This is a genomic window from Gammaproteobacteria bacterium, assembly GCA_021647245.1.
Lineage (GTDB): Bacteria > Pseudomonadota > Gammaproteobacteria > RBG-16-57-12 > RBG-16-57-12 > JAFLJP01.
Genome location: JAKIVC010000010.1, coordinates 1 through 11971 on the forward strand (window position 1 = coordinate 1; position 11971 = coordinate 11971).

Annotated in this window: 13 protein-coding genes; 11 read left to right on the forward strand and 2 right to left on the reverse strand. The window is 49.0% G+C overall.

What is annotated here, in order from left to right; all coding sequences use genetic code 11:
• Window positions 1-964 precede the first annotated feature (964 nt).
• From L3J94_04195 to L3J94_04230, 8 genes are all read left to right on the forward strand, one after another.
• Window positions 965-1759 carry a response regulator gene (locus tag L3J94_04195; protein ID MCF6217957.1) on the forward strand — a complete coding sequence of 265 codons (795 nt, stop codon included), beginning with the start codon at window positions 965-967 and terminating at the stop codon, window positions 1757-1759.
• 1165 nt (window positions 1760-2924) lie between these two features.
• On the forward strand, window positions 2925-3845 hold the full coding sequence (hemF, locus tag L3J94_04200) for an oxygen-dependent coproporphyrinogen oxidase (GenBank protein ID MCF6217958.1): 921 nt from the start codon (window positions 2925-2927) through the stop codon (window positions 3843-3845).
• Window positions 3846-3853: 8 nt separating this feature from the next.
• Window positions 3854-4612, forward strand: a complete 759-nt coding sequence (locus tag L3J94_04205; protein ID MCF6217959.1) for a YdcF family protein — start codon at window positions 3854-3856, stop codon at window positions 4610-4612.
• A gap of 312 nt (window positions 4613-4924) precedes the next feature.
• A complete protein-coding gene (gene soxX / locus L3J94_04210) occupies window positions 4925-5260 on the forward strand; it encodes a sulfur oxidation c-type cytochrome SoxX (GenBank protein MCF6217960.1) in 336 nt (111 codons plus the stop codon).
• A gap of 1 nt (window position 5261) precedes the next feature.
• Window positions 5262-5708, forward strand: coding sequence for a thiosulfate oxidation carrier protein SoxY (locus L3J94_04215; protein ID MCF6217961.1), 447 nt, complete (start codon window positions 5262-5264; stop codon window positions 5706-5708).
• A gap of 1 nt (window position 5709) precedes the next feature.
• Window positions 5710-6018 carry a thiosulfate oxidation carrier complex protein SoxZ gene (gene soxZ, locus L3J94_04220; GenBank protein MCF6217962.1) on the forward strand — a complete coding sequence of 103 codons (309 nt, stop codon included), beginning with the start codon at window positions 5710-5712 and terminating at the stop codon, window positions 6016-6018.
• 48 nt (window positions 6019-6066) lie between these two features.
• Window positions 6067-6882 carry a sulfur oxidation c-type cytochrome SoxA gene (gene soxA, locus L3J94_04225; protein ID MCF6217963.1) on the forward strand — a complete coding sequence of 272 codons (816 nt, stop codon included), beginning with the start codon at window positions 6067-6069 and terminating at the stop codon, window positions 6880-6882.
• A 16-nt stretch (window positions 6883-6898) separates the two neighbouring features.
• Window positions 6899-7381, forward strand: a complete 483-nt coding sequence (locus L3J94_04230) for an RDD family protein (GenBank protein MCF6217964.1) — start codon at window positions 6899-6901, stop codon at window positions 7379-7381.
• On the opposite strand, the gene lptG is transcribed toward L3J94_04230, so the two are convergent.
• Complete coding sequence (lptG, locus tag L3J94_04235) at window positions 7361-8422, reverse strand: LPS export ABC transporter permease LptG (protein ID MCF6217965.1); 1062 nt, start codon at window positions 8420-8422, stop codon at window positions 7361-7363. The genes L3J94_04230 and lptG overlap by 21 nt on opposite strands.
• Entirely contained in the window at window positions 8419-9513 is a 1095-nt protein-coding gene (gene lptF, locus L3J94_04240; protein MCF6217966.1) for an LPS export ABC transporter permease LptF, read from the reverse strand. The genes lptG and lptF overlap by 4 nt, the downstream gene beginning before the upstream one ends.
• Before the next feature lie 153 nt (window positions 9514-9666).
• Here lptF and L3J94_04245 point away from each other — a divergent pair, with 153 nt between their 5' ends.
• From L3J94_04245 to L3J94_04255, 3 genes are read left to right on the forward strand one after another with little or no spacing between them, the layout of a single operon-like run.
• Window positions 9667-11139 carry a leucyl aminopeptidase gene (locus tag L3J94_04245; protein ID MCF6217967.1) on the forward strand — a complete coding sequence of 491 codons (1473 nt, stop codon included), beginning with the start codon at window positions 9667-9669 and terminating at the stop codon, window positions 11137-11139.
• A gap of 8 nt (window positions 11140-11147) precedes the next feature.
• Window positions 11148-11606 (forward strand): DNA polymerase III subunit chi, encoded by a 459-nt coding sequence (locus L3J94_04250; GenBank protein ID MCF6217968.1) that lies wholly within the window; start codon window positions 11148-11150, stop codon window positions 11604-11606.
• Window positions 11607-11615: 9 nt separating this feature from the next.
• Window positions 11616-11945, forward strand: coding sequence for a hypothetical protein (locus L3J94_04255; protein ID MCF6217969.1), 330 nt, complete (start codon window positions 11616-11618; stop codon window positions 11943-11945).
• Window positions 11946-11971 lie beyond the last annotated feature (26 nt).

The following is an 11971-nucleotide window of genomic DNA, read 5'->3' on the forward strand; positions in this document are numbered from 1 at the left end:
CCACCTATATGGCAGGGACGCTAACATATGGATAATCACAAGTCCAAGTCAATAATCGATCATGCCGTTGCCCGATTCTGGGATCGATATATTGAATACATTCAAAAACAGGGTGTTAAGAAAACTGTTTGCCGTTGGTATGTGAAGCGTGTTAAGGGGTCGTTAAGGGGTCAAGTCTGTACATAATGTATTTAGCAATCTATTGCATGCTTAATTTTTTTATTGACCCCTTATGTTTTTGTTTTAAATTCATACCTAAGCCCTTTATATAAATGAGGGTTGGCTAAAAGGTAGAGTTTTGGAGGCTGCACACTTTGGTGTAAACATAATCAAGCCAACTTAGGAATAAGTTTATACTTTTTCCCTTGTTATTCAATTAGTTAATAGTCACAAAGCCGCTAAAATAATTATATTTACAAACTATCTCAGTTAACTAGGCATCAAATTCAATAGGTTATAGATTTTCCGCAGTGCTCACGGTTTCGTGGTGCTCAGCTGTGCTCGCCGTGCTCCTTGTGCTCTTGGGGATTATTAAGGGGAAGCTAGCTCCCAAATTGAGGATATTTATTTCAGCTAACGACCAAGCTGTGCGGCGCAAACGAAGCGCAGCGCAGTTTGCGTCCGAACGAGCGCCTTGTGTACGCCCAGCATGGGCATGAACTAATGGGGTGAAAGTCCTCTGTAGGAAGATCACCGTCGAACACCGTGTTGTTAGTAGACGATAACGACTAGCGAATGGCAAGGGCCAACCCGCGAGGGCCGGGCTGTCGCTGACCTTCAGAATTGAGGGCAGTCATGATCGCTTGGCGGTAGTTATGGGAGGATGAAGTTTGGCATTGGCGCAATCCTTATGCTTTGATGCCATTTTGCGTTATTTGGAGTGGTTTCTACAGCTTGAACGTGGGGCTAAAGGTGTTGCCGTGCGGGTCGATCTAAGGGTGATAAACTGATAACGGGGTCATGCATGGAATCACTCAAAATAGACGACCTGTCTCTACTGATTGTCGAGCCCTCCCATACCCAGGCAAAAATTTTATGCGAGCGATTAAGCGCGCTGCAATTAAATAAGATTGAAGTGGTCGGTAATGCGGCCTCGGCACTGCGTTATATGCTCGATAATCAACCCGACTTGGTTGTCAGCAGTATGTACCTTCCCGACAGCACTGCCACCAAACTGGTTCAAACCATGCGCAGCCATCAACGGCTGCAAGATATCCCCTTTATGCTGGTCTCTAGTGAAACCTCGTTTGCCGAGCTTGATCCGCTTCGCCAAGCCGGCGTGGTCGCCATTCTCCCCAAACCTTTTGCAGTGGCAGACCTGAAACGGGCACTCTACTCTACCCTCGATCATATTGTTGTTGATGAAGATGCCTTAGCTGATATCGATGTGGACAATCTGGCCGTGCTGGTTGTCGACGACAGTGCCACCGCACGTCGCCATATCTCACGGGTGCTGACCAACCTGGGTATTGAAAGCATCACTACTGCCAATAACGGCGTTGAAGCGGCAAAGATGCTCAATGACACCTATTTCGATCTGGTTGTCACCGATTACAACATGCCTGAAATGGATGGCGAGCAGCTCACCCGCTACATCCGCCAACACAGCAGCCAGCGCTCCATCCCGATTTTGATGGTCACCAGCGAAGAGAGTGGCACCCGACTGAGTGCAGTACAGCAATCCGGTGTTTCAGGCATTTGCGATAAGCCTTTCGATCCTCAAGTTGTTAAGCAGCTTATACAAAATGCTTTTAGCTAGGAGGCTGTCGGACTTAGGGTGAATCTACTGCGGAAAAGCCATTCAGGCCCATTTCTCCGATCATTTTCGTTGAATATGCTCAATATTCGCCTCAAACGATCAAAAAAATGGACTCAAAATAGCTTTCCCTCGCTACGATCACCTAAGCCCGACAGCCTCCTAGTAGCGACGAAGGGTCTATAGGGTGGGCATCAGGGAATAAAGTAGACAAAAAAAATGGCCAGTAGCAAAAAAGGGGGGGAGCTACTGGCCTTATACTAATAATTAGTAAGTAGGAGGAGAGTCGTTACTACTAACAACCCAACTTCAGACGGAAAGAGTGGCATACGCCAAGGAGGAAAAGGGGTCCGCCTGAAGTTACTATACCTATTACAATCTGCGTGCCAAAAACAAATAACCCAGTAATTCAATAAGTTACTTGTTTAATGGATAATCAGCACCGCGCCATATGCCACATTTGTGCGGCATTTAACAAAAAAACAAACAAATACATCATGTTATAGCCATACAAATAACACGGTGATTTACTGCGGTATAATCACATTAACCCCATAAAACTAAGATAATTTATAGGGGGGAGCACCTAGGAGGCTGTCGGGCTTAGGGTGAATCGACTGCGGAAAAGCCATTCAGGCCCCTTTCTCCGATCATTTTCGTTGAATATGCTCAATATTCGCCTCAAACAATCAAAAAAATGGACTCAAAATGGCTTTCCCTCGCTACGATCACCTCAGTCCGACAGCCTCCTAGGAGAGATGGCTTTCACTTGCGCAAGGAAAAAATGATCGAAAGTCCGCCGTTTACTGGGATAAATGAGGATGTTGAGGTTACGGATAAAAAAAAGGCCGCGTGCTACGGGGGTAGCAGACGACCTTAAATAAGTAGGAGAAGAATCATTGCTAACGCAATAAATCTTATCATTCGGTAATGTGTTGGCTTTCGCCATAGGGGCACATTACCTGGTGACAATATATACTATACAATAGTCATGCCAACTATAAATATGCCTTAATAACAATAAGTTAAAATAAAGCCAAAACCCTAATGCGCGTGATATAACTCGCATCTGCGGCATTTAACGCACTCTCACCACTCGCAATCCCACTCCATTTTCGGTACCCTATCAGCCCAATCAAGTACTCTCGAAAGAACGGTAAGGATCTACATGAGCGCGCCCGACATTAACCAAGTAAAAAGCTACCTCCTCGGCCTGCAAGATCGCATCTGCGCGGGTATTGAGGCCGAAGATGGTCAAGCCAGTTTCTTTGAAGATAACTGGAGCCGCGAGACGGGCCTCGGTGGCGGTGGTCGCACCCGGGTGCTTACTGATGGCAAAGCATTTGAACAGGCTGGCATTAACTTTTCACATGTTTCTGGCGGTCAGCTACCCGCCTCAGCCACCGCCCACCGCCCTGAGCTGGCGGGACGAGACTTTGAAGCGATGGGTGTCTCGCTGGTCATTCACCCCAACAACCCTTATGTGCCCACATCACACGCCAACGTGCGCTTTTTTATCGCACGAAAAGAGGGCGAAGCGCCCATCTGGTGGTTTGGTGGTGGTTTTGACCTGACCCCATACTATGGCAACAAGGAGGATTGCAAAGCTTGGCACCAAAAGGCCAAACACGCTTGCGACCCCTTTGGCCACACACTCTATCCCCAGCTAAAATCCTGGTGCGATGACTATTTCTACCTCAAGCACCGCGATGAGCCTCGGGGTATTGGTGGGCTATTTTTTGATGACCTGAACGAAGGGGGTTTTGATCGTTGCTTCAATATTATGAAGAGCATCGGTGATAGCTACCTCGAAGCTTACCGCCCCATTGTTGCCCGCCGCAAAGAGACCCCCTTTGGTGAGCGAGAACGTGATTTCCAACTCTACCGCCGGGGTCGTTATGTGGAGTTCAATCTTGTTTTCGACCGAGGTACGCTCTTCGGCCTGCAAACGGGAGGCCGCACCGAGTCGATCCTGATGTCGCTCCCTCCCCTGGTAAAGTGGCGCTATAACTGGCATCCCGAGCCGGGCACAGCCGAAGCCGAACTCTACGATGACTACCTGAAGCCTCGCGACTGGGTTAATGAATAACACCCACCATGGAGCTGTCTGTAACTTATATTATTAAGAACATCATTTTCCCACCGGGGGTGATACTGCTCGGTTTCGCCCTCGGCCTGTTTTTATTAAAACGCGCCCCTAAAGCTGCTCGCACCATCTTGTGGAGTAGCTTAACTTTCGGCTATCTGCTGAGTACGCCCCTGGTAGCTAATTTTTTAAATCAATCACTCGACATCTATCCCACGTTAGAACCCGGCACACTTTCTCATTATAATGCTTCCGCTATTGTCATTCTCTCTGCTGATCGATACCGTAACGCAACCGAATACAACGATGACACCGTAGGTCGAGAAACTCTGGTACGCCTGCGTTATGGCGCCTATATTCACCGCCAGACCCAACTTCCGGTTATTGTTACCGGTGGTGATGTCCATGATCAGGGAGGGAAAACACTGGCACAGGTGATGGCCGACTCGCTGAACAGCGATTTCAATATCCAAGATGTAGTGCGTGAAGAGAGCAGTAAAACCACCGCAGAGAATGCACGTTATACTAAAGAGATACTCAACAGCCTGGGCATCGATCACGTCTTTTTAGTCACCACCAGCCGCCACATGCCTCGCGCTGTCGAAATCTTCGAAAAACTAGGCATTAACGTAATACCCGCCCCAACCATGCCCACACAAAGTGAGCACCCCTGGTTTATGCAGATCAGCCCCTCCTCTTACGCGTTGCACAACAGCCGCAAAGCGCTGCATGAATGGCTAGGGATTATCTGGTATAAGATCAGACATTAACAACCGCCTCATCATAAAATAATCGGCCTCCCGCCACGCAGGCTTGATAATAAGCAGGATGGCAGCCGGCCCAGTGACAACTTTAAAGCCGTCACTGTTTAAACCGATACCTGTGTGGCATGTGAGAAGCGACAAGTGAAGTAGAAAAGCGTAACTCTTCAGCGTATTTAGATTTTTCCTCACATCGAGACACGCTTGCACAGAAAGAGGCACATAGAGGGCAGATGTGACCGATTGGGTACAAAAAACAAGGTAATGAGTTAGCAAGGATATCGGGTAATCTATTCATGCCATTTCAAAAAGGTGTCATCAATGATCAATCACAAACAGGTACTGCTGGGCTTATGGTTGTCTCTCTGTGGTGGGGCAGTGTATGCGGAGAGTAGCGTTGGCCAGCAGTTGGCGCTGGATAGCAATAAGGGTCATTGCCACGCATGTCATGTGCTTCCCGGTGCGCAAAACAGCGGTACTATTGGCCCTAGCATTCAAGCGATAGCGCAAAAATTCCCTGATATAAAACAGCTACAGGCCTTTATTCGTGACCCGGCATTGAGCAACCCCAATACAATTATGCCCCCTTATGGTCGCCATCGTATTTTAACGGAGAGTGAAATCATTGAAATCAGCGAATTCATTTACCAACTCTAATATGTCGTTTTCTCGTCGTCAGTTCATTAAGCGCATTGCCGCGCTCCTCCCCCTGGCAGTACTCCCCCACAATCTATTTGCAGCGTGGCCAAAACAGGCGTTTGCGGCTCGTACTATTGGAGAGGCACTGGTAGCACTTTATGGCGACGAAATACGACAGCCAAGTGATAAGATCAATATGAAGTTGGATAAGCGTGTCGAGAGTGGTGAGAGCATCCCCGTAATCATCAGCACAACCCTGAGCGATGTGCAGAGCATCAGCCTGTTTGTAGCTGAAAACCGACCGCCACTGGCCGCCACCTTTTATTTTGACCCGTTGGGTATGCCATATGTTGCAACACGCCTTAAGCTCTCTCGAGGCAGTGCGGTAACCGCCGTAATCAAAACCAGCCACGGCCTCTACTCTCAACAAAAAGAGATAAAAATCATCGAGGGGGGGTGTATTTAAAATGAACAGATCGAGTATCACCATCCGTGCTAAGCAGAAGGGAGACTTCACCGAAGTCAGGCTTTTGGTACGACACCCGATGCAGTCTGGAAAATGCCAGCCCAACATAAAATCCGAGGAAATTTTCATCCAGGAGTTACGCTGTTTTTATAAAAAACAGCAGGTAATAATGGCTCAACTCGGCATCGCCGTTGCGGAAAACCCTTATTTCACATTTCGATTCAAGGGAGGCACCCCAGGTGATATGATAAAAATAAGCTGGGTTGATAACCAAGGGAATAGAGATGACCAGACTGCTGAAATTCACTAGCCCACTCATTTCCCCATGATAACGCCGTTAAAACAGAGGGAGTCTTTGGTGCAAAGATCTCATATTGTTATCCTATTTTTAGTGTGCATCTCCGTGGCCTTAAGCAGCCAGGCAAGCCCAAAAGAGCACCAGCAGCAACTACAAAGCTACTTTTTAAAAAAATCACCTGCACTGTCACTCCAAAGTTATGCTGAGGAGTACCACCCGCTGAGCAACACCGTCACAGCATCAGGTCTTCCTCCCTACAGCCAGTATGCGCAACAAGGAAAAAAACGACTCTCCGACACGTTTTCCAATGGGCATGGCTATCGTTACTGTTTTCGTAGTAATGGCCTTGGCATTGCCAGCGACTTCCCCTATTTCGATGTCTTAAGCGGCCAGGTTAAAACCTTGGCAACAGAGATCAACGCATGTCGCGAGGAGAACGGTGAATCGGCTTACGCCTATGATCAAGCAGAAATGAAAAGCCTCCAGCTTTATATGATGGAGAGCTCTCGAAGAAATATTACCAATGTGATCATGCCCAACGACCCGGCAGCTGAAGAGGCGTTTAACAAAGGACAACGCTTCTTTTTCTCCCGTCGCGGCCAGCTGGATATGGCCTGCGCCCACTGCCATATCGATTTTTCAAACCAACGCTATGGTGAGCAGCTGATTCCCCCTGCCTTGGGGCTTCCGCTACGCATGCCGCGCTATGACAAAGCCAGTGACACTGTTACCACACTGCACGAACATTTCAATAAGTGCCTTAGCTACACCCGTGCAAAACCCTTTCCGTTGCAGAGTGAAGCGCTGCGTAATCTAGAGTTTTATCTCTTTTACGTCAATAATACGCTGCCCCTCAACGCTCCCAGTATCAAGTAATCATTAGAAGCCGACCATGAAGAGTAAAACCGCCGTTACACCTCAACGTATTAAACTACCCCGCTTGCTGCTCGTTTTACTCTACGATTCGTTTGCCATTGTCGGCTTACTGTTTCTGGTGGGCATCATCATGCTGCTGGCACGCAGTGGTGAGGTCGTCACATCAGGGGATTGGCTCTTTAGGGGCTATCTGTTATTCAGTGTCTATCTCTATTACGCATGGTGCTGGAATCGTGGTGGCCAGACCCTGGGCCTAAAAAGTTGGCGCGCTAAAGTGGTCACCATGAGTGGCCACAGCCTTGACTGGAAAACAGCCCTGTACCGCTTTGTGGGCTCACTGCTCTCGTGGCTACCGCTGGGTCTTGGCTATCTGTGGATTCTGTTTGATAAAGAGGGTCTTTCGTGGCACGACCGGCTCTCGGGAACTCAAATTATTTTAGTGCCTAAGAAAGATAAGAAAGATAAGAAAAAAGAGAACTCAACGCAGGCGGCGAATTAATAACCCGGCAACAATAGAGACGATAATAGCGGGTAGCAACGCACTCAAGGGGGCATTGAACCCAAATACCAGCCCCACATAGTTGCTCGCCTGGTTGAACAGGTGAAACCCCAAACCAACCAGCGTACCCACAAATATGCGCTGTGAGATGCTGATGGCACGCAACGAACCCATCACAAAGGGAACCGCCAGCAGCATCATTAGCAATGTTACCAGTGGCGTGACGACTTTACCCCAAAATGCCATTTCATAGCGCCCGGAAGCAATCGCATTCTCCTGTAGATAGTTGATGTATTGGTACAACCCCCACATCGACTGTGAATCTGGGTCAAGCTGTACCACCTCGATCATCTCCGGATCGAGGGAGGTCTGCCACGTCTGCTGTGCTCGTTTGCTGACCGCTGCCCCACCGGTAAAGCTGACCACTTCAACATCCTGCAGTTGCCATTGACCCTCTTCATAGAGCGCCCGTGCCACTGTGGTGGCACTCAGGAGCTGGTTGTTTTCAGAAAATTGATAGATGGTAAGGTTGGCCAGCTGATCAGCCATTATAATATCCCGAACCCGGATGAACTCCTGCTCATCTTTTGCCCACATTCCCTGTTCACCCTGTAGCGAAATCTTGCCGGTAATCGCCTCACTGCGTAATTTTTGAGCCGACGCCTCGGCATAGGGAGCCACTCCCTCACCCAGCAGCAGCACGACAAACACCATCAGCAGCCCCACTTTACTGACCGACCAGAGCAAGCGATTGAGTGAGACACCGGCAGCACGCATCGCAATTAACTCACCATGGCTCGCCAATCCCCCCAGTCCCATAATACAACCCACCAGCGCGGCAATGGGAAAGAGCTGGTAGGCAACGGGAATCAGGCTTAAAAAGAGATATTGTATCGCTTGCCACAGACCATAATTACCACGCCCAACCGCATCCAGCTCATCAATAAAACCGATGAAGGCAAACAGTGCCAGTAACACAAAAAGTGTAATGGCAACTCCGCCAATAATGGCATTTGCAATGTACCGATCAAGCAACCTCATTTGCGTCGCCTAAAGCGCTGTGGCAACAGCTCATAACCACCGTAACGCCACACATACAGCGTGATAACCAGCAATACTGCAAGTAGGTGGATCCACCAGAGGCCGATCAGCGGGTCCACCTTACCTGCGGCAACCCAGCTCTTGCCCATTCCCAATAGGTTGCTGTAAACAATGTAGGCCAGCAGCGCGATAAATAGCTTGCCAAATCGCCCCTCCCTCGGAGTGGTATAGCTTAATAACACAGCCAGTAGAGAGAGCAGCAGCACAGAGAGGGGCATCGCTAATCGCCAATGCAGCTCTGCGCTATCTTTTGGGTCATCAGACAGCCAGAGCTGTTCGGTTGGATAGGCACGACGCTTGCGGGATGAGCTGGTCACCTCGGGTTGCTCAATACGAATTGAAGCCTCTTCATATTCGTAGCGCAACAGATCACCACTCACCGGGTCACGCTCAAAGCGGTAACCATCCTGTAAGACCAGATAACGGTCTCCGCTTTCACGGTCGACCATTTGACGCGCACGGGGCGCGCTGAAAACATCTAGGGCACCATCACTTCCACCCTGAATGAAAATATTGTACATCTCTTGCTTATCGTCTGAGATGCTCTCGACGTAGAAAACCCGGTCACTCCCCTTGATGGTGTTAAACCGGCCCGCCGTAATCGCACTCATTTCCGACTGCGTTGCCGCCTGATCCGTCAGTTTGTAGTAGTGCTCCTGATTCAGCGGGTCGAGATAAAAAGTAAACAGCGCCACCAGTGCCGCACAAAGCAGGGTTGGCCCCATCACCAGGCGCAACACGCCGATACTGGGTAACCCAACCGCAGAAAAGATGGTCATTTCATTATCTTTATAGAGCCTGCCAAAGGTTAACGTCACCGAAATAAACCATGCAAAAGGCAGCAGCTGCCCCATCGCCTTGACCAGCTTAATACCAAACAGCTGCAACACCATATCAGCAGAAACACGCCCTTCTGCCACAAACCCCATATAGCGCACAAAGGTGTGCCCCGCCATGATCAAGACCAGCACCAAAAATACGGCACCAAAGGTGAATAGCAGCTCTCTCCAAAGATATCGTTTAATGATCAAAATAAGACTCAATTAGAGTGTTCAGAGTAGGTTGTGGGCATCAATACAGGTCGTGATGGTTCTAAAAAAACCACAATATGATAATCTTGCACCCATTAAATCACAAAACTTTCACTCTGTTCTCTATTCTGAGAGATGCAAAAAAGGATCGTCATGAAATTTCAGGCCAAAATCGCCCAACCCGATGCGGTTAAAACGGGTTGTATTATCATCGCCTTATTTGAAGATAAGCAACTCTCAGCCAGCGCTGAAGCCATCAATAAAGCGTGTAATGGTTACATTACAAAGTTAATAGACCGGGGTGATGCCAAAGGTACTGCGGGTAAAGCGTTGTTACTCACCGGCCTGCACGGTGTTGATGCCGAAAGAATTTTACTGATTGGCATGGGCAAAAAAGAGGCGACCACCGCCAAGCAGTTTATCGAGGGTGTCGCGGCCGCTATTGCAGTGCTCAAAGAGGGCCCTGCCAGCGATGCCTATTATTTCCTCACGGAGGTTACGGTAGCCGGCAAGGATAGCAACTGGAATATTCGTCAGCAGGTTGAAGTCAGTTATGCCACGCTCTACACCCTTAACCGATTCAAAAGTGAAGAGAAGCACGCCGTTGCGTTAAAACATATCCACCTCTCCACCCGAGATAAAATTGCCGTGGCCCAAGGTACGGCAACGGCTCACGGTGTGGCATTTGCCAAAGAGCTTGGCGATCTTCCAGGAAACATTTGCACCCCTGGCTATCTGGCAGAGCAGGCGCAACAGCTGGATCAAAAATTCAGCCGTATCAAGAGCAAAATACTAGATGAAGCGGCCATGGAGGAACTCGGCATGGGTTCGCTGCTTTCGGTCTCCCGCGGTAGCCGCCAGCCAGCCAAACTGATTGTGATGCAATACAGCGGTGGTCATAAGGGTGATGCGCCCATCGCTCTGGTGGGCAAGGGGCTTACCTTTGATTCTGGCGGTATCTCACTAAAACCTGGGCCACAAATGGATGAGATGAAATACGACATGTGCGGTGCCGCCAGCGTATTTGGTGTTATTCAAGCGGTTGCTGAATTAAAACTGCCAATCAACCTGGTTGCGGTCATCCCGAGCAGTGAGAACATGCCTGATGGAGACGCCAATAAACCCGGAGACATTGTCACCTCAATGTCTGGGCTGACCATTGAGATACTGAACACCGATGCCGAGGGTCGCCTGATTCTCTGCGACGCGCTCACCTATATCCGAAAATTCAACCCGGCAGCAGTTATTGATATTGCCACCCTGACCGGTGCCTGTATTATTGCGCTTGGGGGTAAGACATCTGGCTTAATGGCAAATAACCAGCCACTGGCAGATGCCTTGCTGGATGCAGGCCAGAAGTGCGGTGACCGTGCCTGGCAGTTACCGATCTGGGATGAGTATCAGGAGCAACTCAAGAGCCCATTTGCCGATATGCAAAACATTGGTGGCCGCGAGGCGGGTTCCATTACCGCCGCCTGTTTCTTATCCCGTTTTGCCGAAGAGTACCCCTGGGCTCATCTGGATATTGCCGGTACCGCCTGGATCAGCGGCGCAAAAAAAGGGGCCACCGGGCGACCCGTCCCCCTGCTCATGCAGTACCTGATTGACCACTGCGATGCACAATAAGGAGCCACTTGGGAGTCACCGCACTCTTTGAAACCTTTATGACCCAAGTTGATTTCTATATATTAAAAAACCCGCCTGATGACGGTTTGACGCTACTCACCTGTCGATTAGCCGAAAAAGCGTATCATAAGGGGCATTACACCTATATTCACACAACTGATCAGGCTCAATCGCAGCTGATCGATGATCTATTATGGCGCTTTAGAGAGGAGAGTTTTATCCCTCACTGCCAACTGCTTAACGAAGAGGATCAAGCTCAAGTCATGATAGGCTACGACCGTGAACCACCCTTGGATTTTGACCTATTGATTAACCTTGCCGGAGAGGTGCCGCTGTTTTTTAGCCGCTTTGTACGGGTAGTCGAAGTGGTTGGCTGTGATGAGGAGCAGAAGTTGCTGGCACGTGAACGCTTTCGCTTCTATCGCGACCGTGGTTACCCACTGAATAGCCACAATATAACCCTGTAGGCAGCCTCCATGAATGAAAAACCAGAAGATCTGCCGACGCTACAAGAGCCAGTGGATACTTTTATTCTGGAGCAAGATAAAATCGCCATCCCCATCTTGAACGAAATGATTGATCAGGATGCGTTGGAGAACACCCTATTTGAGGGGATTGAGATCCCTGCCACTCTCCAGGCAGAGCTCTCAGAGCAAATAACCCATTTACTGGCACAAAAGGTGAGTGATATTTTACCTGCCATCGTCAGTGAAGCAGAACAACAGATCACCTTGGCACTGCAACAACAGATTTCTGAGCAACTACCAGAGATCATCAGCAGTGCAATAAAGGCATCACATAATTAACACCTAAAAACCAGGTATCTAAAACG

Excerpts from the sequence above, each read along its gene's own strand:
- L3J94_04255 (MCF6217969.1), top strand. The coding sequence starts at position 11,616 with ATGAATGAAAAACCAGAAGATCTGCCGACGCTACAAGAGCCAGTGGAT.
- L3J94_04195 (MCF6217957.1), top strand. The coding sequence starts at position 965 with ATGGAATCACTCAAAATAGACGACCTGTCTCTACTGATTGTCGAGCCC.
- L3J94_04205 (MCF6217959.1), top strand. The coding sequence starts at position 3,854 with ATGGAGCTGTCTGTAACTTATATTATTAAGAACATCATTTTCCCACCG.
- L3J94_04245 (MCF6217967.1), top strand. The coding sequence starts at position 9,667 with ATGAAATTTCAGGCCAAAATCGCCCAACCCGATGCGGTTAAAACGGGT.
- L3J94_04215 (MCF6217961.1), top strand. The coding sequence starts at position 5,262 with ATGTCGTTTTCTCGTCGTCAGTTCATTAAGCGCATTGCCGCGCTCCTC.
- hemF (MCF6217958.1), top strand. The coding sequence starts at position 2,925 with ATGAGCGCGCCCGACATTAACCAAGTAAAAAGCTACCTCCTCGGCCTG.
- soxZ (MCF6217962.1), top strand. The coding sequence starts at position 5,710 with ATGAACAGATCGAGTATCACCATCCGTGCTAAGCAGAAGGGAGACTTC.
- L3J94_04230 (MCF6217964.1), top strand. The coding sequence starts at position 6,899 with ATGAAGAGTAAAACCGCCGTTACACCTCAACGTATTAAACTACCCCGC.
- lptG (MCF6217965.1), bottom strand. The coding sequence starts at position 8,422 with ATGAGGTTGCTTGATCGGTACATTGCAAATGCCATTATTGGCGGAGTT.
- soxX (MCF6217960.1), top strand. The coding sequence starts at position 4,925 with ATGATCAATCACAAACAGGTACTGCTGGGCTTATGGTTGTCTCTCTGT.